This is a genomic window from Faecalicatena faecalis (assembly GCF_012524165.2).
Taxonomy (GTDB): domain Bacteria; phylum Bacillota; class Clostridia; order Lachnospirales; family Lachnospiraceae; genus Faecalicatena_A; species Faecalicatena_A faecalis.
Genome location: NZ_JABACJ020000012.1, coordinates 87,991 through 113,648 on the forward strand (window position 1 = coordinate 87,991; position 25,658 = coordinate 113,648).

Here is a 25,658-nt window from a genome sequence, read left to right on the forward strand (position 1 = left end):
TTATCTCAGCCACCTATAATCTTCATCTAACATAGAATATGTTAACTTCTTATACTCTTTATTCAAAATCATCTTTTTTAATCCTGAAACCGCACATAATTCTGGATTTTGAATCATGGTTACCTTTAAGCCGGTGCTCTCCTCAAGGTATGTAGAAAGTCCCCTTAGGTTCGCGAGTCCTCCGGTCAGATAAATTCCTTTCTCATCAATGCCCCTTCGGACATCTGGCGGTGTACGGTCTAAGAGAGACTTGATGGAACGCACGCACTCTGCCAGTGGTTCCTTCATAGCCGCCCTTACGATTCCGATGGGAATAGACTCTTGCTGCGGCACTCCCGTGAGCAGGTTCCGGCCTGCGACTTGAAGGGAAGCATCGCCCGCCTCCTCGAACACACCAAATTCCTTTCGCAGCGTCTCTGCTGTCAGCCGTCCGATCAGGAAATCCAGATTATGCCGGACCAGATTGGCAATGGCGGAATCAAAATGGACACCGCCAATCTTAATCAGCCTGTTCAATACCATACCGCCTGATGCGAGTACAGAAAGCTCTGTCGTCTCACCGCCGAAATTGGCGATGAAGATTCCCTTCTCATTCCAAATGTCAATTCCCATGCCTACGGCCTCTGCGATGCCCCGTTCTACGATTCGCACTGATTTTGCCTTGGCACTGGAATGGAACACCAGGTCATAGAAGGCCTTCTTCTCCACCTCCGTCACATCTGTCGGTACGGCAATTACATATTCTGCTCCCCTGGAAAACTGTCTGTCCGTATCCAGCAAGGTCTGCAACAGATACTGCATATCATCAAAATGTGCAATGACACCATTCTTCATTGGGAAGACGACCTGAATATTATCGGGTGCCTTCTCATACATCTCATATGCCTCATTGCCAGTAGAAAAGATATACTTCTTATCCTTCATGGCAATAACATTCTTTGCTTTCCAAATTTTATCTTTCTTCTTATCAAATATTTTTATCTCATAAGTCCCCAGATCTAGTCCATATACATTCCTGGCCATATGTTACACTTCCCCTTATTTCATATCAGGCAGATTTTTTCATCCGCCTATTCCTTTATCAAAATTTAAAATACCTGCATCTATGATAAAAGCTCTTGTTCCCTCATACTGTAATAGCAATTATCCCCGATAATGATATGATCCAACAATTCAATCCCGATCAGAATCCCTGCCTCATATACCCTTTTGGTCGTCAGGACATCTGCTCTGCTCGGCTTTGGGTCACCACTTGGATGGTTGTGGAGCAGGACAATGGAGACAGCATTCTTCTTGAGGGCCTCTACGAACAGTTCCCTTGGCGAAAGAATCGCCGAATTGATTGTTCCTTTGGAAATATCTGTATCTGAGATCAATCTTGACTTTGTATCCAGCAGAAGAAGCTTCATAGACTCCTGTCTGCTATGCCTCATGTCTTCCATATAATATTGTGCGATAGAAGACGGCGTAGAAAAATCAAGTCCTGCCAGTGCACTGGCCTTTGAGAGCCTCTTGGCAAGTTCCGACAGGCATAGAATCTGGACTGCTTTCACCTTTCCGATGCCCTTGATTTGCATCAACTGCTCCAGTGTCCACTGATGGATATTCAAGATACCCTCTGTTGAAAATGCAGGATGCAAAAGCTTATCTGCAAGTCTGAGGGAATTCTCTCCTCTGGTACCTGTACGCAGCAAAACAGCCAGTAATTCACTATCCGTTAAATTACTCGCCCCAAACCTCATGCACTTCTCATATGGCCGCTCTTCTTCCACCATTTCTTTCATCGTATTGTTTTCTTTCATACATCATACCTGACTGCGGATGTTGCAATACAATGATTTATTTTAGCATAAATTAAAATTCATGTATAGGTCTGCATTCTTAAATTTTTGTGAAGACTTTGTGGAAAGGCGCATATCTGCGGATGATGGCTTCCGCCGTTTTCATCCCATCCATGGCGGCGGAGGTGATTCCACCGGCATATCCAGCCCCTTCCCCACAAGGGTAGATTCCGCCCAAATTACTTTCAAATTCTTCATTTCGTTCTATCTTTATAGGAGATGAGGTACGGCTTTCGACCCCGGAAAGCACTGCATCTGCCCTGGCGAACCCATGAATTTTGTGATCCATCAGACGGATGCCCTCTTCCAGAGAGGCTCCTAATATTTCCGGGAAAATGGCGCGTACATTGCCCATCGTGCAGGCTCCTTTGATTTGAGGGAGTACTTCGCCGAACTGTTCAGACACTCTATTTTCACAGAAATCCTGAAAGCACTGAACGGGAACCTTTCCCTGTCCCTGTGCAAAAGCACGCTCCTCCAGCATACGCTGAAATTCGACTCCAGCAAGAGGATGTGAGCTTCCATAATCTTCAGGAGTGACTGTGACGATCACTGCACTGTTGGCGTTCACTCCATCACGGCCGTGGTAGCTCATCCCATTTACTGCCAAACGCCCCTCCTCAGAGGACGCATTGACGACATAGCCGCCCGGACACATGCAGAAGGTATAGGCACCGCGTCCATTTTCAAGCTGGGCGGTCAACTTATAGGAAGCAGTCGGCAGCTCCTTTGGTGCTCCTTCCCCATACTGGCAGGCCTGAATCATTGCCTGTGGATGTTCGATGCGGACTCCCACTGCAAAGGCTTTTGCCTGCATGGAGATTTGCTTCTCATATAACATCTGAAAGGTATCGCGGGCACTGTGGCCGATGGCCAGGATGACCACTTCCGCGGCCTCCTCCTCGCAGCCGTTGATCTGGATTCCCCTGACGCTGAAAGGACCCTCTGGATGCTTTGTCTGTAACAGCAGATCTGTCAACTGGCTGTGGAAACGAAATTCTCCCCCCAGCTCTTCGATTTGCTGCCGCATCCTTTTTACGACATGAATCAGGATATCCGTGCCTATATGGGGTTTCTGTTCATATAAAATTGATTCCGGCGCCCCAAATTTCACGAAGGTCTCCAGGACATAACGATTCCTTCCCTGCGCATCCTTCACTAAAGTATTTAATTTCCCATCCGAGAAGGTGCCTGCACCGCCTTCCCCAAATTGGACGTTCGAGGAGGGATTTAGACGCCCGTTCTCCCAAAATGCTTCTACATCTAAAAGCCGCTGCGTTACGTCTGCACCGCGTTCCAGGACCAGTGGACAAAATCCAGCCTGGGCAAGCAGATAGGCGCAGAACAGACCAGCAGGGCCGCTGCCGACGATGACAGGTCTAAAAGATAAGGTCTGATCCCCGGAAGCTGGAAGCTGATACGGGGTACGGGTAATCTTCTGGACCTGTTTTTTCATCTTACGAAGCACGCTGCTCTCCTGCTTTACTTTTACATCGATGGTATAGGAAAAAAAGATATCCGGCTTCTTTCTGGCATCTATAGATTGTTTGAAAATCTGGTAATCCAGCAGGGCATCCTCCGGGATATGGAGAAACCTCAATATTTTCTCCTCTAAATCTTTCTGGCTGTGGCCGGGACGCAGTTTTAACTGATTGATCCTAAGCATGGGAGGCCTCCTTTCCTGCAACATACCCACTGGACCATGCCCACTGCAGGTTGTATCCTCCGCAGATACCATCCACGTCCAGGATTTCCCCTGCAAAGTACAAGCCCGGCACATAAAGCGATTCCAACGTCTCTGCGTGCACTTCCTTTGTGTCCACACCGCCTCTGCACACTTGGGCCTGTTCAAAGGATTTGGTGTCTGTCACCTCTGTCCTAAAGCCCTGAATGAGTGCAGAAAGCCTTGTGATTTCCGCTTCGGTACAATCTCCAGCCTTCTTGCTGCGCTCTATCTTTGCAAGCTTTAACCAGAGGTCAGACAGCTTTTTATGAAACAGACCGACCAAGAATTCTTCCATCGTCTTCTGAGGTCTGGAAGAAATCCTGTTTTTTAAGAATGTTATGAATTGTTCTCTCGAAAAGTCCGGCATAAAATTAAGAACGGCCGTTACTTCTTTCTTTTCATACAGCCCGATTGAGGCATAACGGCTGACCTGGAAAACAGGGATTCCAGAGATTCCATAGTTGGTCAACTGGATTTCGCCCGTGTCTGCCGCTTGACATTCTCCATCGACATAGATGGAGACCCTTCCGTTGGCCCGGACCCCTGCGATACCCTTATAGAAATTCTCCTTGCAGCAAAGCTGTACAAGGGACGGCAGTACCGGAATCAGACGGTGCCCCAGCTTCTTCGCAAGTGTATACCCAGACCCGTCTGAACCAGATGCAGGGGCAGCCTTTGAGCCTGCTGCAAGGATGACCTTATCAGCGGAGAACGCTCCTTGGTCCGTGCAGATTTTAAATCCTTTTTTTACAGGCTGAATCTCCCGGCAGTGGACCTCTGTCTGAATGTCGACATGAAGCCGTATTGCTTCCATTCGCAGAACATCCAGTACAGCGGACGCCTGATCAGAATGAGGATACAAATATCCATTGCGGTTCTTAGAATAGATGCCCAGCTTAAGAAAAAAGGCAATGGTCTGCTGTGCATTAAATTTTTCGATGATCTGCCAGGGAAACAGCAGATTTTCGGAATGGTAACAAACTGGCTCCTGCTTTAGGTTCGTAAAATTACATCTTCCGTTCCCGGTGGAGAGAAGCTTCTTCCCCACCCGGTCCTTATGTTCCAAAAGCAGAACTTCTGCTCCGTTCTCTGCCGCTGTGACAGCCGCCATCAGACCGGATGCACCGCCTCCGATTACTGCGATTCTCGTCATAAGTGATATCCCCTTTCTTAATCCGCCTTTATAAGTGCATCTTTTGATACCAGTCCTGCATCCACCAAGTTCTGTAAGGATTTCAGGATTCCAAGCTTGGCATGAGGCCAGGTCAGTCCTCCCTGGAAATAGACTGCATAAGGAGGCTTGATTGGTCCGTCAGCACTTAATTCGATGGAAGAGCCCTGTACAAATGCTCCTGCCGCCATGATGACATCACTGTCATAGCCCGGCATTGCCCAAGGCTCCGGGCTGACATAACTGTCTACCGGGGCAGCGGACTGAATTCCTTTACAGAAAGCGATCACACCCTCTGGTGTTCCCAGCTCTACAGCCTGAATGATATCGTGGCGGCTCTCAGTTTTGTTCGGAATGACTCCAAATCCCAGCTTCTCATAGATATTAGCTGCAAAAACAGCCCCCTTTACCGCACTACATACGACCGTCGGTGCCAGGAAGAAGCCCTGGTAGAATGCCTGCATGACACCCAGAGATGCACCGACCTCTTTTCCTAATCCAGGTGATGTCAGACGGTAAGCACAGTTCTCAATTAAATCTTCTCTTCCGGCTACGTAGCCGCCGATTGGTGCAAGGCCGCCGCCCGGGTTCTTGATCAGGGAACCGACAATCATGTCTGCCCCTACATCGCTTGGCTCGATGGTCTCCACAAATTCCCCATAGCAGTTGTCGACCATACAGATGACGTCCGGTTTGATGCTCTTAACAAATCGAATCAGTTCTCCGATTTTCTCTACGGAGTAGCTTGGGCGTGTCTGATATCCTTTCGAACGCTGGATCGTGACCAGCTTTGTCTTCTCATTGATAGCTTCCTTAATTGCAGGATAATCAAAATATCCATCCTCTTTTAACTCCACCTGTCGGTATGTAATACCGTACTCTGCCAGGGACCCCTTGGATTTACGAATTCCGATGACTTCTTCCAGGGTGTCATAGGGTTTGCCCACTGGAGAAAGCAGTTCGTCTCCGGGTCTTAAATTAGCTGACAGTGCCAGCGCCAGTGCATGGGTCCCACAGGTGATCTGGGGACGTACCAGTGCCGCTTCAGTATGGAATGCACTTGCGTAGACTGCCTCCAAGGTATCTCTTCCCATATCATTATAGCCATAGCCACTGGCATACTGAAAACAGCCTTCACTGACACGATTCTCCTGCATTGCGTGAAGGACCTTTAACTGGTTGTATTCCGCTGTCTCATCGAATTTCTGGAAACGCGGCATTAATTCCTCTTCTATCCTCTGTCCGAATGCGAGGACCTCCTGGCTGATTCCTAATTTTGCATAGATCTGGTTCATTTCAAAATTCATGTTCTTATCCTCATTTTTTCTATTGTTTTTTAGGTCGTTTTTATATAACCTGTCTGATCTTTAATTCTTTCAACATCTGCTCAAGGATTTTTTCTTCGTCATATCTAAAATCCTGTTTGTTCAGCCAGATTACATCCCGTTCCCGCTTGAACCATGTAATCTGACGCTTTGCAAAATGCCTGGTATCCCGTTTGATGACATAGACCGCTTCCTCCAAGCTCATCTCACCTTCCAGATAAGCCAGGATTTCTTTATATCCAAGTCCCTGCATGGAAACCATGTCTCTGCTATAACCACGCTCTTTCAACATTTTGACTTCTTTCACGAGTCCTTCTGTCATCATCTGGTCCACACGGAGGTCTATCCTGTCATACAAATGGGCCCTCTCATCGTTGAGCACAAAATAAGCGGACTGATAGGCAGATTCCTTCTGCCGTTCCTCCTCATTATGCTCAGAAATCTTTTTTCCTGTCTGATGATAAAATTCCAGGGCACGGATGACTCGTTTTCGATTGTTTTCATGGATATCCTGTGCCGCCTTTTCATCGATCTTTTGCAGCATATCGTGCAGAAAAGCGTCCCCTTTTTCTTTCGCAAGGGCTTCTAAAGAGCGGCGGTAGGCTGTATCACTATCATTTTTAGTAAAATCAATATCATAGAGGAGCGCCTGAATATAGAAGCCGGTCCCACCTACAACAATGGGGATCTTTCCCCTGTTATAGATGCCCTGTAGCGCCTCTTTTGCCATCTGCTGAAAACGGACGACATGGAATTCCTCGTCCGGCTCTAAGACATCTACGAGGTGATGATAAATCCCCTCCATCTCTTCTGGACGGATTTTGGCGGAACCGATATCCATGTATTTGTAGACCTGCATGGAATCGGCCGAAATAATTTCTCCGCCGATTGCCTTGGCAAGTCCGATCGATGCTTTTGTCTTCCCGACGGCGGTCGGCCCAGTCAGAATAATCAATGGTTTCTTCATGTTCACTCTTCCTTATCATACAATTCGTTTAAACTTCTTTTCCAGCTCCCGTTTCGTCATAGCAATGATCGTCGGACGGCCGTGCGGGCAATGGTATGGATTTTCCAATTCTAATAGTTCTCCGATTAGCGTATCGACCTCCATTGCGGACAGCTTGTTATTCCCCTTTACGGCTGCCTTACAGGACATGGAGGCTACCTTCTCGTCGATCAGTTCTGGTGTCATATTCCCGGAGACACCTACGGACAGGCTGTCCAACATTTCCATCAGAAGCTCCTTTTTCGCAATGGAGAACAGATTGTCCGGTACTGCGCGCACTGCATATTCGTCCCCGCCGAATGGCTCGATTTCAAATCCGATCCGCTCAAAACGGTCCATATGTTCGTTCAAAAGCTCTGCCTCCTGCATTGTCAAGCTCAGAATGATGGGCGGGCTTAAATACTGGGAGGTGTATTCCCGATTCTTCATCTCCCGCAGGGTGCGTTCGTATAAGACCCTTTCATGGGCAGCATGCTGGTCTATGATATAGAGATTATCATGAAATTGCACAAGCCAGTAAGTATCAAACACCTGGCCGATCAGCTTGTATTCGGCCTTCGTCTCACGTCGCAGGAGCTTCTCCTCAAACAGATCCATCTGCTCTGCCTTGCCCAGGGTATCTAGAACATCTGATGATTTTTCTGCAGATTCATTCAAATGATCAGAAGAATCCTCTGTCTTACCTCCAAGGCCCTCGTCATCTTTGTCAGCTTTAGCAGGCGTTTTCTTTTCTTCTATATGATAATTGCCGGTTTCCCGTACCATATTCGGCATTGGTTGCTTTTTGGCAGATATTTTTTCTGTTTCTGCGACCTTATTATGGTAAGAAAGAACCCGTTCCCGCATTTTTTTCAAAAAATAGTCCTCGTTTTTTTCTACCGGCTCCTCTGGAACGGTCCTGAAAATCTCCCCAACTGTCCTTGCAGGCTGTGACACGTTTTTTTGTATTTCTGCTGCAGATGTAGTATCGGGGCGGATATCCACCTGCTGCAAAATATCGGCTTTCACGTTGGTATTTGTTGCGGTCTGTGTCCTTGCTTTTGGCTTTAACAAAAAAGGGCTCTCTTCCTTAGCCGGCTCGGCACGACGTGGCTGAGGCACATCCACGACAGGAATCAGTTCCGGCTCCAAAAGGGTTCTGTGCACACCTTCATATACCGTATTATAGACCTCCTGCTGTTTCTGAAAACGCAGCTCCATTTTGGTCGGATGGACATTTACATCGATATCCTCCCCATTGATTCCAAAATGCAGCACTACAAACGGGAATTTATGCTGCATGACAAAGTCCCGGTATGCATCCTCGATTGCCTTCGATATCATACTGCTTTTTACATATCTGCCATTCACAAAGAAGTTCTCAAAATTCCGGTTCCCGCGGCTGACCAGCGGCTTGCCGAGGAATCCTGTCATATGCAGGCCTCCCTTTTCATAATCCATCTCGATCAGATTCGCAGCGACTTCTCTTCCATAAATGCTGTATATCACATCCCTTAGCTTTCCGTTCCCGGCTGTTCTTAGCTTCTCCTGTCCATTGTTGATGAACTGAATAGATACCTCCGGGTGAGAAAGCGCCAGACGCATCAAAAGGTCCTGGATGTGCCCCGCCTCCGTCATGGCCGTTTTTAAGAACTTTCTTCTGGCAGGTACATTATAGAAAAGCTGCCGGATCAGAAATGTAGTTCCATCCGGGGCCCCGGTATCCTCCAGGGACAGCTCCTGGCCGCCTTCAATCACATAACGTGTACCAAAGGTCTCCTCACGTGTCTTGGTAATTAACTCTACCTTTGTCACGGCAGCGATACTAGAGAGAGCCTCCCCTCTAAAACCAAGGGAAGAGACATGGGTCAAGTCTTCCACACTGCGTATTTTACTTGTGGAATGCCTTAAGAATGCATTCTGTACGTCCTCCCTTACGATTCCGCTTCCATTGTCTGTGATGCGGATGAATGAGATACCGCCCTCCTGGATTTCTACGACAACTGTGGTCGCTTTCGCGTCGATTGCATTTTCCACCAATTCCTTTACGATAGAAGCCGGACGCTCAATCACTTCCCCGGCGGCGATTTTATCAATTGTAATTTGATCTAATACCTGAATATGCGGCATAAGTCCTCTCCTTTATCCATTCACGCCCAAGGGTCTGCCCCTCCTGTCAAAGGGGAAATCCCCATTTTTTCAGAAGGGTCAGACCCCTTTGCTTACCAGCGGTTTTTCAATTTGTTTTGTAATCTGTAGATCGTATTCAATGCGTCGATCGGGGTCAGATTGCCCACATCGATATTCTTCAATTCTTCCAGGACATCTCCGTCCTTGACGGTATCAAATAAGGACATCTGGGCAATATCCACCTCATCATATTTTTTCGCCTTTGGCTTTTTCCTTGCATCGTGTTCTTTTACAGCAATCTCACTTACCCTGTTGGTAATATCCTCGTCGCTTAATTCTTCCACGATTTCCTTGGCCCGGTCGATTACAATATCGGGAACTCCCGCAAGCTTGGCTACCTGGATTCCATAACTCTTATCCGCACCGCCTTTCACGATCTTACGCAGGAAGACGATATCGTCGCCCTTTTCCTTGACGGCAATGCAATAATTATTGACGTTCTCTATCTTGCCTTCCAGCTCGGTCAGTTCATGGTAATGCGTGGCAAATAGGGTCTTGGCTCCCAATAATTTCGTATCCGAAATATATTCGACTACAGCCCATGCAATGGAAAGTCCATCAAAGGTACTGGTTCCCCGTCCAATCTCATCCAGGATCAGAAGGCTCTTGCTTGTCGCATTACGCAGGATATTGGCGACCTCCGTCATCTCTACCATGAACGTACTCTGCCCGGAGGCGAGGTCATCGGATGCGCCCACCCGGGTGAAGATCCGGTCCACCAGTCCGATATTCGCACTGGATGCAGGCACAAAAGAACCAAGCTGTGCCATAAGTACGATCAGGGCAGCCTGCCTCATGTAAGTGGACTTTCCGGCCATGTTCGGGCCGGTGATAATGGAAATTCGCTGCTTTTTATCATCCAGATAAGTATCATTGGAGATGAACATATCGTTCGGAATCATCTTTTCTACCACCGGATGACGGCCGTCCTTGATATCAATGATACCCTTCTCGTTGATTTTTGGACGGACATAGTTGTTCCGTTCTGCAACTAAGGCCAGGGATGCGAATACATCCAGAGCCGCGACCGCCTTGGCCGTCCTCTGAATTCGTTCCACCTCACCGGCGATCGTGTCGCGGACCGTGCTGTAAAGCTCATATTCCAGGGCATACAGCTTGTCCTCTGCACCTAAGATGGTATCCTCCAGCTCTTTGAGCTCCGGGGTGATGTAACGCTCTGCATTGGCGAGCGTCTGTTTTCTCGTATAATAATCAGGAACCATATCTTTATAGGAATTGGTCACTTCCAGATAGTAACCGAACACCTTGTTGTATTTGATCTTCAAATTCTTGATTCCTGTCTTTTCCCGTTCTTCCTCCTCTAACCGGGCAAGCCAGTCTTTTCCGTCGGACTTGGCGCTTCTTAGCTTATCCACTTCCTCATGGTATCCATCCCGAATGATTCCGCCTTCCTTCATAGCAAGCGGCGGGTCATCAATGATAGAATCCTTGATGAGTGTACAGAGATCCTCCAGTGTATCCAGATCTTCCCGGATACCGCACAATAGAGAGGATTCCATCTCCTCTAAAATATAATGAAGGGACGGCAGCATTTCCAGTGAGGTCTTAAAAGCTGTCAGGTCTCTTGGGTTGGCAGAACCATATGTAATCCTCGTGATGAGGCGTTCCAGGTCATAGACCGGGGTCAGATATTCCCGAATCTCCTCTCTTGAAATCGCCAGGTCCTTTAGCTCCTCTACCGCATCCAGTCTCTTTAGAATCTCCTCTTTCTCGATCAAAGGCTGTTCCAGATACTTGCGCAGCATTCGGGCCCCCATGGCCGTCTTTGTCTTGTCCAGCACCCAGAGCAGGGAGCCTCTCTTCTGCTTCTCTCTAAGAGTCTCACACAATTCCAGATTCCTTCTTGTGGAGCTGTCCAGCATCATGTATTTTGCCGTGGTGTAAGGAGTGATATGCGTAAGCTGTGACAAAGAATTCTTCTGTGTCTCGAGCAGATATTGCAGGAGTGCTCCGGCACTGATGATTCCACAGTCATAATCTTCCAGTCCTAATCCCACGAAGGAGGAGACATGGAAATGCTCCAGCAGCTTCTTCCTGCAGATGGCATCATCAAAATACCAGGCGTCCAGGGAATAGATCGTAATTCCCAGTCTGCTTCTTAAATCCTCCAGATCCATACCACTCATGTAGAAGGATTCGTTACAGATGATCTCTGAGGGCATGAATTTATAAATCTCATCCATCAGCTTAGCGCTGTCCGGCAGCTCCGTCACAAAATAGTCCCCGGTCGTGATGTCTGCGATGGAGAGTCCGTATCTGTCCGCTATGTATACAATACACATCAGATAATTGTTCTTTGTCTCATCCAGTGCCTGTGGAGCCAGGTTCGTTCCAGGTGTGACAATACGTGTCACTTCCCGCTTTACAAGTCCCTTCGCAAGCTTTGGGTCCTCCACCTGCTCACAGATCGCCACCTTATAGCCTTTAGCCACCAGCTTATTCAGATAGCCGTCCACTGCGTGATAGGGAATCCCACACATAGGAGCACGTTCCTCAAGACCGCAGCTCTTGCCGGTCAATGTGATCTCTAGTTCCCTTGAGGCGGTAATGGCGTCCTCGAAAAACATTTCATAAAAGTCGCCTAATCTATAAAATAAGATACAGTCTGGATATGAAGCCTTTGTCTCCATATACTTCTGCATCATGGGAGTTAATTCTGCCACGTTTTTACTTCCTTTCGCTTTCCAATTTTACTGCGTTTGTTTCTTACCCAGTATAGCATTTTTTAAAAAGTTGTGAAAGAGAATTTTTCTCAAGTAAGGAGATGCCGCTTAGGGCATCTCAAAAAAGGTCCGGCTACAGCACATGAAAATGCGGTTTTACCTCACCATACAGCCAGTACAGCAGATATCCTGCTAAAAGGATTCCCAGTACGCACAGGCCGGAAAAGATAATTGTAAACGGCGCACAAATCTGTCCAAATAGCTGGAATGGCTGGTCTGAATAGTCCCAGACTCCCCATTTCAACCATTTATTAACGATGATTCCTGTGATAAATTCACCTGCCGTCACAAAGATCATACAGCGGATCAGTTGCATCCATAAAGGGTCCTCCCATTTTACCCAAAGCCCCTGTTGTGCGAAGAATACGAAGCATAAGCCTCCTAACACAAACATGGACCAATGGGAAAAGCCCCGGAAAATCATTTCAAATGAATAATAAATTGTCCCGCCAAGTGCAAAAAGCACCAAATATTCACTCACTCTCTTCACAGAAAAAACGTCCTCCTATATATCCTTATATATAGTTTGGACGTTTTTTACTGAAATATAGGTGGAATTTATTTCTTAATGCCGCTTTCCTGAAAAAATTTATTCGGTTGCAGGCACTCTCTCGCCAATATAATAAAATCCTTTACATTCCTTCAGCTTCACAGGAACGATTTTTCCAATCAGTTCCTTATCTCCTGGAAAATGTACCAGCAGGTTATTGCTCATTCGGCCTGTCATCAGGCTTGGATCATGGTCGTTGACGGTCTCGACAAGGACTTCCTGGATGGTATCTGTGTATACACTGCATACCTCACTTGAAATACTTTGTACTTCCTTCAAAAGACGGTCGAACCTGTCCTTTACGACCTCTTCTGGAATCTGGTCCTCCATCACAGCGGCAGGTGTTCCTGTCCGTTTGGAATAGATAAAGGTAAAAGCACTGTCATAACGTACCTTTTTTACGACATCCATCGTCTCCAGAAAATCTTCTTCCGTCTCTCCCGGGAATCCCACAATAATATCTGTCGTCAGGGAGATATCCGGCACTGCGGCGCGAATCTTATCTACCAGCTCCAGATAATGTTCCTTCGTATACCTGCGATTCATTTTCTCCAGAATCCGGGTGCTGCCTGACTGGATCGGCAAATGCAGATGCTTGCAGATCTTCTTAGAAGTCCTCATCACCTCAATTAATTCATCGGAGAGATCCTTCGGATGTGAGGTCATGAAGCGGATACGCTTAAGTCCCTCTATCTTCTCGATCTCCTGTAAAAGCTGTGCAAAACTCATTGGCTCTTTTAATGTCTTTCCATAGGAATTGACATTCTGTCCTAAGAGCATGACTTCCACAACACCGTCCGCCACCAGATTCTCGATCTCGCGGATGATATCTTCGGGATTTCTACTGCGCTCCCGTCCTCTGACATAAGGGACGATGCAGTAACTGCAGAAATTATTACATCCGAACATAATATTCACGCCGGATTTGAAAGAATATTTCCGCTCGCTGGGCAGGTCTTCCACGATCTTATCCGTATCCTTCCAGATATCAATGACCATTCGTTTAGATTCCATGCGGGTTGTAATTAGCTCTGCAAATTTAAAAATATTGTGGGTTCCGAAAATCAGGTCCACAAAACGATAACTTTTTTTCAACTTCTCTACGACTTCTGGCTCCTGCATCATGCATCCGCATAGGCCGATCATCATGTGTGGATTCTGCTTTTTCACGCGGTTGAGCTGTCCAAGTCTGCCGTACACCCTCTGATTCGCATTCTCACGTACAGTACAGGTATTGTAAATGACAAAGTCAGCCTTCTCCTCATCTGTCTCTTCTACATATCCAATCTGTTCCAGAATACCGGAAAGCTTCTCGGAATCCCTGGCATTCATCTGGCAGCCGAAGGTGGTGACGCAAAAAGTCAGCGCCCTTCCTAATTCTTCGGATTGCTTTTGGACATATTCTCTTGCCTTAGCGATAAAGTAATACTGCCTGTCCGGTTCCGTGACAGGCGCTTCCTTTGATAGGTCTATCGTTGTAAAATCTATTGTATTCATATGTAAGAATCCTTTTCTAATTTAAAATGAAATCCTAAAACAGAACCCAGCAAAATCGCATTTCTATACAAATTGATTCTGTTCTTCATCGTATTCATAATCAATCATTCTAAGCTTCTCAGTTAATTCTGTCCCTGTAATCCCCATGTCATCACATAGCTCATCCAGATTCTTATAGTAGTCCCTCAGCTTTGTGTTGACCACACTTAACAGAATCACCGGATCGCATGGCAGTCCGTTCAACATGTATAACTCTCCTTTTCTGTCAGAATGATCTCTGGGCAGATATCGTGTTCCATGCATGGAATCTGTTCCAGACACTGGATAGAATAAGCGAGCGCTATGGTCCTGTAATCCGCGTGTCTTCTTAGATAGGCATCATAAAAGCCGCCCCCATATCCAATCCTGTGGCAAGAGGAATCAAATGCGACTCCCGGCATGACCACAAGCACATTCCTCCCCACCGCCTTTTCGCGGGTCACAGGTTCTAAAATTCCATAATATCCTTCTTCTAATTCTTCCATGCTATGGATGTAAAAAAACTCCATATACTTCCTGCAATCCTTCATTTCTTCTGTGAGAATCTTGGGAACAGCCACCTTTTTCCCCTGTCGAAAGGATTCCTCAAGAATCTGGGCCGTAATAACCTCGTCCCCAAAAGAAACATAGCAGTAGATTTCATCTGCCTGCTGGTAAAAGGGGTGCTCAAGCAGCTTGTGCTGGATACTTGCACTGTATGCTATCCGCTTACCTTCTGGAAGCCCTGCTCTGGCAGAGCGTACCTGTCTTCTAATGTCCTTTTTTGTTTCCAAATTTTTCACCCAGATTAATGACTGTTCCGTCTTTCTCTTCAATATCAATCCGATCAAGCTGACTGCGCAGGTTACGTCTGAAGGAATCCACGTATTCCTGCCTGAGTACCTTCTGTTCCTTCTTCTCGGCCTCTGTCAGCCCTTCAGCTTTTGATTTTCTGTATAATTCATTGATTCGTTTAATCTTTTGTTCGTCCATATTTGTATCTCCTTTTCGCAGACCAATACATATATTACACTATTTAATAGAATTCGTCTACTTATCAGCTCGAATAATTTTCTAAAAATCCATACAGGGCATCTTCTGTTTCAATATATTTTCCATCCTGGATTTCTCCCTGAAGTTCTTCTGGAAGGTCCGTAAGAGGAATATCTGTTACCTCAAAGATCGTCTTTTTATCATAAAGATAGACCACTACATATCCATGGAGTTCGCACAGATAGTAGCCCTCATTCTTAGTCGCTTCTCCCTTAGTCGTGATGCTCTGTGTGCTCTGCTGGGGAAGCTCAGCCTTCGCCTGCTGTCTCTCCAGGGCATATTTATAACTCAGTTGATATCCAATTCCGATCATGCATACAATCAGAAAAATTCCCGCAAAAAAGCCAATACGGTATCTCAATTTCATAAGGATCCCACTCCTTTTTTCATACAGTATTGGCCATTTTATCATAAAAAATACATTGACACGCAATTTTTTTGCGTTTAACTTTCTTTATGCGGCAGGAGGTTAAACCTTCTGCACAGTCTTAATATTTTATACCCCTGCGGCAGATCCTTGATGTCCTGTTCTGTCAGTGTTCCCAATTTCAGGATGCACAATGCATATACGACTACAGCGACCAGCACGGACAGAAGCGTTGCGATACGCCCCGGCAGAGCCAGACTAAAAAGCAGATGGGACGCATAAGTAAAGATTCCCATGATGACCGCAGAAATCAGTGGCTTAACAAACGTCCGGTCCATCTCCTGCTTGTAGCCGCTTGCCTTGTGAATCGCCCTGGCGTTCAAAAAGCACATGCACACGGAGAATACGATATTACTTCCGACCAGTGCATAAATATTCCACTTTAATACAATCAGCATGATTAAAAGAGCGATAATATGTATGACAAGTGAAATCCCCGCGTTTTTAGCAGGCGTCGACATCTTATCCAAGCCCTGCAGGATGGAGTTCGATACGGTGGACCAGCAATAAAATACGACAGTCACTGCACCAATTGCAAGCAGCATGGCAGGTGTTTTGCTCGAATCCCCGAACAGTAAGACCATCAGTGGGGAGGCGAGCACAATGAAACCGACAAAGCAAGGAATCGCGACCAGCATGGTAAAACGGATCGTCTGGTTGATCTTGCTGTGAACCAGCTTCTTGTCATTGGCCGTTACCGCTGCCGTCAGACTGGGAATGACTGAAGCTGCAAGTCCATTTGCCATAGCCATTGGCACATTGATCAGGGTATTATACTTTCCTGTATAGATGCCCTGGAGCGCCATGTATTGCTTTTCAGCAAATCCCTGAGCCGACATGATCTTATTAAAAAGAGTCAGGTCGATCAGTTGGTTGATATTATAAATTGCGGTACTAAAGATAACCGGAATGATCGTCAGCACCAAAATCTTCAAAATATGGCTGTAGCTCTCCTGTCTGCGCGTCTTGTCCGACTTTAACTGTCTGCGGATTACACGCTGAAATGCAAACAGGGCAAATAACAGGAAAAAAAGTCCGGCAAGGGCACCTATGATTGTTCCAAGTGTACCGCCCGCTGCGCCATAGGCAGGTCCTAAAAGGTCGACGTCTTTTTTCTCTGCAGCTTTTAATCCAATCTTAAAAAGAACGCTGGCACCGACCAGACTGATGACTGCATTGACAATCTGTTCGATGACCTGTGAGACGGCTGTGGGTACCATCGTTCCCAAACCCTGGAAATAGCCCCTAAGGACACCCATCACAGATACAATAAAGAGCCCGGGTGCCAGAACCTTCAAGGCGTATACGCTCAAAGGTGATTCCATCAAATGTGTGGAGATTGGTCCTGCCCCAAAGAATATCACAACAGCCACCACAGCACCGACAACGACGGAAAATATCAACGCACACTGGAATACCCGGAAGGCATTCCGCTTCTGCCGCATTGCCATCCTGGCGGAGACCAGCTTGGAAACGGCGATTGGAAAGCTGAAGGAAGAAAGGATCAGTGCCAGGGAATAAACCTCAAAAGCATACCCGTAAAATCCGTTGCCTTCATCTCCCAATATATTAGTAAGTGGGATACGATATGCTACGCCGATGATCTTTGTGATTACGGCAGCGAAAGCCAGTATGGCACCCTGCATCAGAAAATCGTCTTTTTTCTTTTTTCTATTCTTATGTGTCTCTGCCATAAATCCTCCGTCTACACCGTTACCTTAATATTTGAATCTTTTCCAGAATCTCTCGCTGCTTCTGCTCCATCTCAAGACGCTCGTCTTCTTCCATATGGTCATAACCGAATAAGTGTAACATACTGTGGGCAATCAGGAAAGCATATTCTCTCCGCTCAGAATGGCCGTAGGCTTCTGCCTGGGAAAGGACTTTATCTTTAGAAATCACAATATCACCCAGCATAAGCTCGCCGGATTCCGGGTTAAAGCATTCTTCCGGGCGCTCCTCTACATCTGAAAAATCTCCCGGCTTCTCATAGTTCAGCATGGGAAATGACAGCACATCGGTGGCCTTGTCAATCTGACGGAACATCTGATTCATCTCCCGAATCGCTTCATCCGTAGTCAGAAGCAGGTTGATCTCTGCCTCGTAGGGGCATCCCTCATATTCTAATGCAGCCTCGATGACCAGCTCGGCCGTTTCTTCTGTATCAAATGGCAGTGTTACTGCCCCTTCCTCTTCCATGTATAGACTCATGACTTTCTCCTCTTGTTTCCATTTATCTTACGGTTCAATCTACAAGGACATACCGTAAATCAGCACATGCCAAATCCAGTATATTATACACCCCATTTAGTTCCCTTGTAAAGCACGGCTGAATAAAAAGCAGAGGCAAAATAACTATAAAAGTTACATTTACCTCTGTTTTGGGACGATTGGCGGCGCAATATTACTTCTTTTTTCTTATATTTGATTTTCCACGCCCAGGATTCCTTTTCTCTGCGGCCTTGGATTCTGACACATCAAATGCCCTTAAGATATCCCGGACGATCTTACTTCTCACGACATCCTTATTCCCGAGCTGTACAATGCCCACACCTTCTACCGATTTGATGATCGATGCGCATTTTTCCAGTCCAGAATCAGACTTACTGAGGTCGGACTGTGTCACATCTCCGACAAGGGCCATTTTAGAACCCTCTCCCAGTCTCGTCAGACACATTTTCAGCATTTCAAGCTTCGAATTCTGGCTCTCGTCCAGAATCAGCCTGGAACGGTTCAGAGTACGGCCTCTCATATATCCAAGAGCTGCCACCTCGATGATATCCCGCTCCCGGTAGGAAGCAACACGCTCCGGTCCTAAAATGTCATTCAAAGCATCATATAAAGGACGCAGATAAGGATCGATCTTATCATTTAGATCACCCGGAAGGAAGCCAAGGCGTTCAGATCCTGCTTCTATTGCCGGACGGGACAGGATAATACGGTCAATCTCCTTATTTTCCAGCTCTCTGACCGCCTGCGCAACTGCCAGAAATGTCTTTCCGGTACCAGCAGGTCCGATACAGACTGTAATCGTATCATTCCGCAGGGATTTAATATACTCCTTCTGCCCTGCTGTCCTGCACCTGATGGGGGTACCTCTGTGAGTCGTAATGACAGATTCATCCATTGCATTACAAACATCCAAAAGAGTCCCGTCTGCTGCTTCTTCGATCAGGCGGTGGATGGTCTCAACATTCAGTTCCCCTCCTTTCGAGTGGATATTGAACATGGAGACTAAAATATCCGCAGTCAGCTCGACATTTTTCTTGGCAGCGCCCATAATATGCAGCTCTGATTCACGTGCAGTAATGGAAACGTGCAGTTTTTCTTCTATTGTACGAATGAACTTATCCTGGGGGCCAAACACAGACTGTATCTGCTCCACAGTACCAATTCTCAAATATTTATCTTCCAAACAAAATACCTCTCTTTCTTCGGACATAAAATCCAGATTTTATTATAGTAAATAAATCCATCATTTTCAAGCCCGAGATGAAGGGTTATTGCTCATTCTCCTGTTAATCTGTGTCTTTCTGATCTGTGTTCTCCTGTCCTTGGTCCTCAATCTGCATTATTTCTGTTTTCGTCTCTTTTGCGATGCTTTCATTCAGATATAGGGTGCCTTTTGCCGATGCCGAGTTTTCACCGATTTGAATGTTCACGTGATTGTCTTTGATTTGAATCCCTTGTTCCTCTAAGCCTTTGGAAAAAAGCTGGAAATTCTGGCTTAATTGCTGCTGGATTTCTTTTTTGGTATAGCTTTTTTCCTTAGAAATGTATGATTTTACAATCTTACTTCCATAAGATACTGGCAGGTAAAAATTTTCACCCAATTTTAACTGGTGTTCACTGGTATGTAGTTCCCACTCCTTATAATCATTCTTAAGTGTACCGACAGAAATCAGGCGACTGCCGATTTTGAGATAATATAATCTTCTTTCTGATTTTTCATAATGTTTTTTCTTGTATTTCGTGCTCATGGTGTCCGTATAAACCAATTGTGTATCCGCAAAGATATCAGCATCGGAGGCCTGATATTGATAATCAATGACTTCCCCTGCATCATTTTTTACTTCTATCCTGCCCGATACGAGGACATCCCCCTTTTTAACGGTATCTCCCACATGGACTTGAGGGACGCCTGTTCGAGTGATAATACTGGTAATGACACCATCCTTTGCAGCGACCAGATCTCTTGGCGTTAGTGTCTCTTCTTCCTGTCCATCCTTTGATGCTGTGCTGTCATCAGAGGTATTTCCAGACTCTGCATCTGCCTCACGGAAGGTATCCTCATTTTCTTTAATTTGGATACGAAGGCGGCTCCCATCTATGGATGCGGAGACCCAAACGATATCATCATACGCCTTTCGAATTTCCTTGACGATCAACGCACAATCCACCTTGCTTTTCGGCATATGAGGTGTAACTTCCTTTTCCTCCAAAAATTCCAGCAAAGTCTCGTTGGTCCATTTTTCGTTTCCTTCAAAATGAATGTCCCATATGAAGCTGGAATAAAAGTAAAGGAGCCCCAGGCAAAGAAAAAAACTGATAAAAAACAGTTTCCTTTTCCGGTATTTCTGTAGGAAAAAAGGAAGGCCCATGCGCTCTACAAGCTGAATTCTGGTATGTGTCTTCCTGACGATCGGTCGAAGCTTCTTGAATCCCTTTAAGCTCATGTACATCTCGTATGCATTGCCGCAGGGAGTAAGTCCCCATATATAAATTTGATGATGGCTGCACAGGTTTAAAAACCGCTCGGGGGAATACCCTTCCACACGGATCTTCACATATCCATGTACATACCGGATGATTGACTGTATCACAGCTTTTTCTACCTCACTTACAATATTCTAGCGAACAGATTCTGCCCGTAATCTTCATCTCATCATTCGTATAATATTCTATTTGAAGGTTCTTTCCCATAAGTCTAAGCTGGCAGCCCTTTGTCTGTACGCGGATCAGTACATCCGTGTATTCGATGATGCCCCGGTAATTTTCAATGCAGACCTCCTGATCCCCAATGATCGTAACGACTGCTGCACCAAGGACGACATCCTTCGGCATACTTGCAGCAGATGCCAGCTTTTCTTTGAATTTTCCATTTTCTAAGTCTCTGTTCATATAGAAATGCCACACATACGCCCTTTATTTGAAGTATATGTGCGGCACAATTGTCCTATTCTTATGAAATATTTATGTTTTGCAATCAATAGTCGTTTCAGTGTGCTTTCTGAAACGCTATTTCCGGCTTCTGATTCTAATTCCCAGAATAATCAGCACGATTCCAGCAGCCAGTAGCCAGTACTTTTCAGAATAGCTTCCCTGTGACATGGAGAACGGATAAAAGCTTTTCAGAAATTTTTTTCCTCCTCCGATCGCGGTAATATAGTAAAAGATTGGAATCATATATCCTGCCACCAGGTTATCTGTCAAACTGTAGGAAATGATTCCTAATCCGCCTAAAAAAAGCATCTCCGCAAGTGTTCCTGCAAAATACATAGCCGCATCCATCTCGCAGCCGTTTCTGTGAAGGAACCACAGATAGATTCCAAGAAAAAGCATGAGTACTAAAATAGATTCGATAACGCGGATACTATAGATAGAAGCAACCTTTGTATATTTCGAATGGATCAGGTCCCTTAGGTCCCGGTTCTGCTCCGGCAGAAATACCGGCGTAATAAGGACGATTCCGATGAGCGCGACATATATTTCCAACACCTTAGCAGTCTCCGAAAGCCCTAAGTTCTTCACCCCAAGCACAAGTGGGGAAAAGCACAGCAGTAAAAGGGCAATTCCGGCATGGATGAGCAGATTATGCCTGAGATTTTCTTTTCCTATTTCCCAATAATTTGCCACGGATATCCAACCTCCCTTTTCGTTTTAATGAATAGATCCATACAGTGACGGCAATAAGCAGCACCGAAATGACAGCATATAAGACCCTGTTTGCTGCTAACTGAGTGAAACCGGCATGAAAGCCTGCATAATTATATTCTGTATTGTGTCTTGGAACCAAATCTAAGCCATACATCCCACCGCTCATAGAAGACATAGAACTAAAAATAGCAAGGAACCACCATGCAAGCTGGACCAAAACTCCAAGAGCCGTATCCGTAAGCTCCGTCAGGACCATTCCCACCGCTGTCGCTATCATGATCGTTGGCAGCAGCCAGCCGAAGCTGTACTTTACAAATGCCAGATAGTCCAGATGGAAACCGGATGCAGCATACTGAATACATTCCATCAGAGGGATGCAGGAAATCAAAAGTACTGGAAGCATCAGCATAATCAGCATAGAAATATATCGGCTTACTATGACGGAGGCAGAGGAAGCCCGTCTGGAGGCAATCAGCTCCCGCATCTGGGACCGTCTGTCCCTCATTCCTCTTGTTACTGCAAGAAATACCGGGAGGATTCCAAGCATGATGCCCATATAGTCGCTGTAAAGTCTAGCATATCCTCCTGTGAGGTGATCCTTTTCCATCAGATCTTCATATTCCTGTAAAGCCTGTTCATAGGTCTTTGGAGTGGCCGCATTGGTCTTTAAATGTTTCTTATTATATTGGGAACCTCCACCCAGAAGATGATCCACTTCCCTCATCAATTCCCCAAATCTATCGTAAGTGAGGGTTTTGGATGGGGCAATGGGGGCGCCGCCCAGTACGATGATATGATTTTTCTTCTTATCGGAAGCCTCTGCATCTGAATCTTCTGTTTCTGCATTCAGAGCCTTTTCCATCTCTTCCTTTGTGTCCAGACCTGTTGTCTCAGAAATGATTTCGCCGATTCGTTTCTGCTCCTCCTTATCCGGGGTAACCATCTTATAGAAACCGATCGGGTAGGTCACATATTTCCCGTTCGTATATTCACTCACCAGATATCCGAGTGTAGCCTTCATAATATCCTGCTCATTGCTGCTGTAGTACCGTCCATAACTTTCGAGACCTGGCTTCGGTTTCTTTGCAATATCCATATTTCCGAGCTGGGAGCTGAAAAAGATGACCAGAATGAGGACAATCAGCCAGTAGATTATACTTTTGGCAGTCTGTCTGCATTCTTTTAAGATTAACTGTGCAAACATCAGACCTCACTCCCCTCTCCATTCATCAGATACATATAAGCGTCCTCCACTCCGGCCTCACAGATTTTTGCAGAGGCGAAAGGCTTTTGGTCCGCAATGAAACGTACCATGACATTGTTCCCCAGTGCGAGTATACTGGTCACAATATATTTTTCTTTTATTCTCGGCAGCTCCTGTTTACTTATCTGGGCAGTATATACTTTTCCATCAGCCATCTCAATCAGGCCGGAAACCGTACCCTGATACAAAAATTCTCCCTCGTTGAGCACTGCGATCTGCTCACAGGTCGCCTCAATATCACCGACGATATGCGTAGAGAGAATCACAATCCGTTCCTCTGCTATTTCACAGAGCAGATTTCGAAAACGCACCCGTTCTTCTGGGTCGAGCCCGGCTGTCGGCTCATCTACAATCAGAATCCTTGGGTTGTGAAGAATGGCCTGTGCGATACCGAGCCGCCTCTTCATACCTCCTGAAAGTGCCTTGACCTTTGTTTTTTGATGATCCAAAAGATTGACCTTTTCCAGTAGTTTCGGGATGCTCTTTTTTCTCAGTGCCTTGCTCATACCGGAAAGGACTCCGAGATAGTCCATGGCCTCGTACACCGTCATATTGGGATACATGGAAAAATCCTGTGGAAGGTATCCCGTCATTCTGCGGATTTTTGCGGAATTTTCTAAAGGGACACCGCAAATTGTAATTTTTCCCTCTGATTTTGGCAGCAGTGTTGCCAGTACCTTCATCAGTGTGGTCTTACCTGCACCATTTCGTCCAAGGAGACCGAACATCCCTTGATGAATTGTCAAATTGACGTCTTTTAAAGCCTGTTTCTTTCCATAGTATTGATTTAAATGTTCAATCTTTATCTTTGCAGACATTCTCATTCAACCTCTCTTTCCTGAAAAGGACTCTGAATCCGTTCTTATGATTCTTCTGATATTTTTACGGAAAATCGGGTTCCTCTTCTTGTTCATGAGAGTATCATACCGAAGAAATCTCTATATTTTCGCTATGAAAACTTAAGAATCTCTTCAATCATTCTTACAGGAAAATGAAGCGGTCACGATGGCCCCTCCCACCATGCTGTTCGCAATGCTCAATTCTCCCCCATGCTTCAAACAGAGCTGGCGGCAGATATGGAGCCCGATTCCAAAGTGCGGATTATCCGAAACTTTTTCCACGGCCGTTTTCTTTTGTTTCTCCTGAGAAGAATGTTCTTTATAATATGGCAGCACCGCTTTCTGCAGATCATAGTCCGTAAATCCAGCTCCGTTGTCACGCACAGTGAGATACAGCATTTGGCTTGAATTCTCCAAGGATAAAAAAACCTCAATTCTGCTTTTTGCAAACCGGATTGCGTTGGATAGCAGGTTTTCTAAGACTTCTAAAATGAGATTCCGGTCCGCATAGGCCTCCGTTTCCGCTGTTTCAATGGAGACATTGTCAAGTAAAATTTCTACATCTCCAATCTGGTTCAAGGCAAACACGACTTCCTTGATTTCTCCCCAAATACTGCCGACCATGAGCGGTTCCCTTAGCACGGGCAGTTCATCCAGACTTCGGATGCCCTTCATCGTTCGACTGTATTGTTCCAGGCGGCTTAAATGCTCTGACATGAGGTTCAGTGTGTCCAGCATTTTCTCCTCACTCAGCCTTCCCAGTGGAAGGTAACGGGCCAGGAAATCAGAATACCCCTTTAAAACAGTCAGCGGAGTCCTTAAATCATGGGCAAATGCCGCATTTAGCTGCTTCTGGTTCTCCACTAATTTCCACATTTCTTCATTATTATGAATCAGCTCCATCCTCATTCGTTCGAAAGAATTGCACAACGCTCCCATCTCATCCTGACTGTCATAGGTCAGATCAAAATCCAGGTTATTCTGACTTACCTGCTCAGTTCCTCTCTTTAAGATATCCAGAGGTGCCTTAAGCCGTTTCTTGTAAAACAGAAAACAAGCGAGGACTGACCCTGCGACCCCGTAGAAAAACGGACACCATACACGTATTGTATCTAAAATAATCATTACTGTACGGTCATCTCGTTGAAAACCAGTAAAACTTATTGCCCAGAAGGGCCAATTTTCCAGATCGGCAGAAAAGAGCCACATGGAATCCTCCGCATTGTACCTATTCCAAATTATGCTTTGATATCGGTAACAGATGGTAATTGTCATATAAGACAATAAGATACCTGCCAAAGCAATGACAAGAATATATGCGGTTATAGCGCTGCGGAAGGAAAGACTCCTGATTTTTTTTGCGATACAAGACACTTTTTCTTCTAACCAATCCATTTGTACCCCACTCCCCAAACTGTTTCTATATATGGTTTCTCTGTAAAGGAAAACAACTTTAACCGGATTCGCCGGATATGTTCTGTCACAATGCTGCTGTCACCGCTGCCGTCATATCCGCGTACCCGGTCATATACCTGATCCTTACTGAATACTTGTCCGCTGTTGGAGGACAGAAGCTCCACAATGTTGAATTCTGTCCTTGTAAAACTGATGGGCCTGCCATTATAGTAGACACTGCGTTCATCATAATGAATTGCCAGCGGTCCTTGGATTTTCACGGCCTTTTTCTCATTCTTGCGTTCTTCGCGGCGAAGATGTGCCTCTACCCTTGCACCTAATTCATCGATACTGAATGGCTTTAAGATATAATCATCACCACCCAGATGGAAACCACGGATTCGGTCCGCCTCTTCTACTTTGGCTGTCAGAAAGAGAATCGGACAGGATACATGGTCGCGGATCATCTTGCATACCTCAAAGCCATCGATGCCCGGAAGATTTACATCCAATAAGATCAAATCTGGCTTCTGGGACAGCTTTTCAAAAACTTGCGTTCCATTAGATGCTTCTATCACCTCGTAGCCCTGGATCTCAAAGTAATCCTTCAAAAGCTGTAGGATTCCGGGCTCATCATCGACTGCTAATATTCTTTTCGTCATATCTCTCAACCATCCTTCTACAAAATTATATCCATTATACGAAGAAATTCTCTATAAAAAGACTACAAATCAAGAGGGCAGTCAGAAAGTACAC

At 45.8% G+C, this 25,658-nt stretch carries 24 protein-coding genes; all 24 read right to left on the reverse strand.

What is annotated here, in order from left to right; translation table 11 throughout:
* A complete protein-coding gene (locus tag HGO97_RS13270) occupies positions 1-1,023 on the reverse strand; it encodes a rod shape-determining protein (protein ID WP_216242471.1) in 1,023 nt (340 codons plus the stop codon).
* A gap of 80 nt (positions 1,024-1,103) precedes the next feature.
* On the reverse strand, positions 1,104-1,802 hold the full coding sequence (gene radC, locus HGO97_RS13275) for a RadC family protein (protein WP_216242472.1): 699 nt from the start codon (positions 1,800-1,802) through the stop codon (positions 1,104-1,106).
* Positions 1,803-1,881: 79 nt separating this feature from the next.
* Positions 1,882-3,507 (reverse strand): NAD(P)/FAD-dependent oxidoreductase, encoded by a 1,626-nt coding sequence (locus HGO97_RS13280; protein WP_216242475.1) that lies wholly within the window; start codon positions 3,505-3,507, stop codon positions 1,882-1,884.
* The gene (locus tag HGO97_RS13285; protein WP_216242478.1) at positions 3,500-4,720 is read right to left on the reverse strand and encodes a BaiN/RdsA family NAD(P)/FAD-dependent oxidoreductase; all 1,221 of its coding nucleotides are present in this window, start codon (positions 4,718-4,720) and stop codon (positions 3,500-3,502) included. Before HGO97_RS13285 ends, HGO97_RS13280 begins: the two co-directional genes overlap by 8 nt.
* Before the next feature lie 17 nt (positions 4,721-4,737).
* Positions 4,738-6,045 (reverse strand): methionine gamma-lyase family protein, encoded by a 1,308-nt coding sequence (locus tag HGO97_RS13290; protein ID WP_216242480.1) that lies wholly within the window; start codon positions 6,043-6,045, stop codon positions 4,738-4,740.
* Positions 6,046-6,085: 40 nt separating this feature from the next.
* Positions 6,086-7,030 carry a tRNA (adenosine(37)-N6)-dimethylallyltransferase MiaA gene (gene miaA, locus HGO97_RS13295; RefSeq protein ID WP_216242483.1) on the reverse strand — a complete coding sequence of 315 codons (945 nt, stop codon included), beginning with the start codon at positions 7,028-7,030 and terminating at the stop codon, positions 6,086-6,088.
* A 15-nt stretch (positions 7,031-7,045) separates the two neighbouring features.
* Positions 7,046-9,178 (reverse strand): DNA mismatch repair endonuclease MutL, encoded by a 2,133-nt coding sequence (gene mutL / locus HGO97_RS13300; protein ID WP_216242485.1) that lies wholly within the window; start codon positions 9,176-9,178, stop codon positions 7,046-7,048.
* Between the two features lie 92 nt (positions 9,179-9,270).
* Entirely contained in the window at positions 9,271-11,922 is a 2,652-nt protein-coding gene (gene mutS / locus HGO97_RS13305) for a DNA mismatch repair protein MutS (RefSeq protein WP_330654256.1), read from the reverse strand.
* A gap of 133 nt (positions 11,923-12,055) precedes the next feature.
* Positions 12,056-12,472 (reverse strand): putative ABC transporter permease, encoded by a 417-nt coding sequence (locus HGO97_RS13310; protein ID WP_216242487.1) that lies wholly within the window; start codon positions 12,470-12,472, stop codon positions 12,056-12,058.
* Between the two features lie 99 nt (positions 12,473-12,571).
* Positions 12,572-14,029: a tRNA (N6-isopentenyl adenosine(37)-C2)-methylthiotransferase MiaB gene (gene miaB, locus HGO97_RS13315; RefSeq protein ID WP_216242489.1), complete on the reverse strand. Its 1,458-nt coding sequence runs from the start codon at positions 14,027-14,029 to the stop codon at positions 12,572-12,574.
* Positions 14,030-14,092: 63 nt separating this feature from the next.
* A complete protein-coding gene (locus tag HGO97_RS13320; protein WP_216242491.1) occupies positions 14,093-14,275 on the reverse strand; it encodes a DUF4250 domain-containing protein in 183 nt (60 codons plus the stop codon).
* A complete protein-coding gene (locus HGO97_RS13325; RefSeq protein ID WP_216242493.1) occupies positions 14,269-14,841 on the reverse strand; it encodes a 5-formyltetrahydrofolate cyclo-ligase in 573 nt (190 codons plus the stop codon). The genes HGO97_RS13320 and HGO97_RS13325 overlap by 7 nt, the downstream gene beginning before the upstream one ends.
* Entirely contained in the window at positions 14,819-15,040 is a 222-nt protein-coding gene (locus HGO97_RS13330; RefSeq protein ID WP_216242495.1) for a DUF896 domain-containing protein, read from the reverse strand. Before HGO97_RS13330 ends, HGO97_RS13325 begins: the two co-directional genes overlap by 23 nt.
* 64 nt (positions 15,041-15,104) lie before the next feature.
* Positions 15,105-15,467, reverse strand: a complete 363-nt coding sequence (locus HGO97_RS13335) for a hypothetical protein (RefSeq protein WP_216242496.1) — start codon at positions 15,465-15,467, stop codon at positions 15,105-15,107.
* Between the two features lie 77 nt (positions 15,468-15,544).
* The gene (locus HGO97_RS13340) at positions 15,545-17,221 is read right to left on the reverse strand and encodes a putative polysaccharide biosynthesis protein (RefSeq protein ID WP_216242503.1); all 1,677 of its coding nucleotides are present in this window, start codon (positions 17,219-17,221) and stop codon (positions 15,545-15,547) included.
* Between the two features lie 19 nt (positions 17,222-17,240).
* Positions 17,241-17,738 carry an rRNA maturation RNase YbeY gene (gene ybeY, locus HGO97_RS13345; protein WP_216242512.1) on the reverse strand — a complete coding sequence of 166 codons (498 nt, stop codon included), beginning with the start codon at positions 17,736-17,738 and terminating at the stop codon, positions 17,241-17,243.
* A gap of 193 nt (positions 17,739-17,931) precedes the next feature.
* Positions 17,932-18,942 carry a PhoH family protein gene (locus HGO97_RS13350; RefSeq protein ID WP_246597439.1) on the reverse strand — a complete coding sequence of 337 codons (1,011 nt, stop codon included), beginning with the start codon at positions 18,940-18,942 and terminating at the stop codon, positions 17,932-17,934.
* Positions 18,943-19,045: 103 nt separating this feature from the next.
* On the reverse strand, positions 19,046-20,350 hold the full coding sequence (locus tag HGO97_RS13355) for a sporulation protein YqfD (protein ID WP_216242516.1): 1,305 nt from the start codon (positions 20,348-20,350) through the stop codon (positions 19,046-19,048).
* A 13-nt stretch (positions 20,351-20,363) separates the two neighbouring features.
* The gene (locus HGO97_RS13360) at positions 20,364-20,648 is read right to left on the reverse strand and encodes a YabP/YqfC family sporulation protein (RefSeq protein WP_216242518.1); all 285 of its coding nucleotides are present in this window, start codon (positions 20,646-20,648) and stop codon (positions 20,364-20,366) included.
* Positions 20,649-20,765: 117 nt separating this feature from the next.
* Positions 20,766-21,383: a hypothetical protein gene (locus HGO97_RS13365; RefSeq protein ID WP_216242519.1), complete on the reverse strand. Its 618-nt coding sequence runs from the start codon at positions 21,381-21,383 to the stop codon at positions 20,766-20,768.
* Positions 21,340-22,608, reverse strand: a complete 1,269-nt coding sequence (locus HGO97_RS13370; protein WP_216242522.1) for an ABC transporter permease — start codon at positions 22,606-22,608, stop codon at positions 21,340-21,342. Before HGO97_RS13370 ends, HGO97_RS13365 begins: the two co-directional genes overlap by 44 nt.
* The gene (locus HGO97_RS13375; protein WP_216242524.1) at positions 22,608-23,486 is read right to left on the reverse strand and encodes an ABC transporter ATP-binding protein; all 879 of its coding nucleotides are present in this window, start codon (positions 23,484-23,486) and stop codon (positions 22,608-22,610) included. Before HGO97_RS13375 ends, HGO97_RS13370 begins: the two co-directional genes overlap by 1 nt.
* Positions 23,487-23,639: 153 nt before the next feature.
* Positions 23,640-24,902, reverse strand: a complete 1,263-nt coding sequence (locus tag HGO97_RS13380) for a HAMP domain-containing sensor histidine kinase (RefSeq protein ID WP_216242526.1) — start codon at positions 24,900-24,902, stop codon at positions 23,640-23,642.
* A complete protein-coding gene (locus HGO97_RS13385) occupies positions 24,890-25,564 on the reverse strand; it encodes a response regulator transcription factor (protein WP_216242528.1) in 675 nt (224 codons plus the stop codon). The genes HGO97_RS13380 and HGO97_RS13385 overlap by 13 nt, the downstream gene beginning before the upstream one ends.
* Positions 25,565-25,658 lie beyond the last annotated feature (94 nt).

What these genes read in the sequence shown, in the direction of transcription:
- HGO97_RS13270 (WP_216242471.1), bottom strand. Translation starts at nt 1,023, where the DNA reads ATGGCCAGGAATGTATATGGACTAGATCTGGGGACTTATGAGATAAAA.
- radC (WP_216242472.1), bottom strand. Translation starts at nt 1,802, where the DNA reads ATGAAAGAAAACAATACGATGAAAGAAATGGTGGAAGAAGAGCGGCCA.
- HGO97_RS13280 (WP_216242475.1), bottom strand. Translation starts at nt 3,507, where the DNA reads ATGCTTAGGATCAATCAGTTAAAACTGCGTCCCGGCCACAGCCAGAAA.
- HGO97_RS13285 (WP_216242478.1), bottom strand. Translation starts at nt 4,720, where the DNA reads ATGACGAGAATCGCAGTAATCGGAGGCGGTGCATCCGGTCTGATGGCG.
- HGO97_RS13290 (WP_216242480.1), bottom strand. Translation starts at nt 6,045, where the DNA reads ATGAATTTTGAAATGAACCAGATCTATGCAAAATTAGGAATCAGCCAG.
- miaA (WP_216242483.1), bottom strand. Translation starts at nt 7,030, where the DNA reads ATGAAGAAACCATTGATTATTCTGACTGGGCCGACCGCCGTCGGGAAG.
- mutL (WP_216242485.1), bottom strand. Translation starts at nt 9,178, where the DNA reads ATGCCGCATATTCAGGTATTAGATCAAATTACAATTGATAAAATCGCC.
- miaB (WP_216242489.1), bottom strand. Translation starts at nt 14,029, where the DNA reads ATGAATACAATAGATTTTACAACGATAGACCTATCAAAGGAAGCGCCT.
- HGO97_RS13320 (WP_216242491.1), bottom strand. Translation starts at nt 14,275, where the DNA reads ATGTTGAACGGACTGCCATGCGATCCGGTGATTCTGTTAAGTGTGGTC.
- HGO97_RS13330 (WP_216242495.1), bottom strand. Translation starts at nt 15,040, where the DNA reads ATGGACGAACAAAAGATTAAACGAATCAATGAATTATACAGAAAATCA.
- HGO97_RS13335 (WP_216242496.1), bottom strand. Translation starts at nt 15,467, where the DNA reads ATGAAATTGAGATACCGTATTGGCTTTTTTGCGGGAATTTTTCTGATT.
- HGO97_RS13340 (WP_216242503.1), bottom strand. Translation starts at nt 17,221, where the DNA reads ATGGCAGAGACACATAAGAATAGAAAAAAGAAAAAAGACGATTTTCTG.
- ybeY (WP_216242512.1), bottom strand. Translation starts at nt 17,738, where the DNA reads ATGAGTCTATACATGGAAGAGGAAGGGGCAGTAACACTGCCATTTGAT.
- HGO97_RS13360 (WP_216242518.1), bottom strand. Translation starts at nt 20,648, where the DNA reads ATGAACAGAGACTTAGAAAATGGAAAATTCAAAGAAAAGCTGGCATCT.
- HGO97_RS13370 (WP_216242522.1), bottom strand. Translation starts at nt 22,608, where the DNA reads ATGTTTGCACAGTTAATCTTAAAAGAATGCAGACAGACTGCCAAAAGT.
- HGO97_RS13375 (WP_216242524.1), bottom strand. Translation starts at nt 23,486, where the DNA reads ATGTCTGCAAAGATAAAGATTGAACATTTAAATCAATACTATGGAAAG.
- HGO97_RS13380 (WP_216242526.1), bottom strand. Translation starts at nt 24,902, where the DNA reads ATGGATTGGTTAGAAGAAAAAGTGTCTTGTATCGCAAAAAAAATCAGG.
- HGO97_RS13385 (WP_216242528.1), bottom strand. Translation starts at nt 25,564, where the DNA reads ATGACGAAAAGAATATTAGCAGTCGATGATGAGCCCGGAATCCTACAG.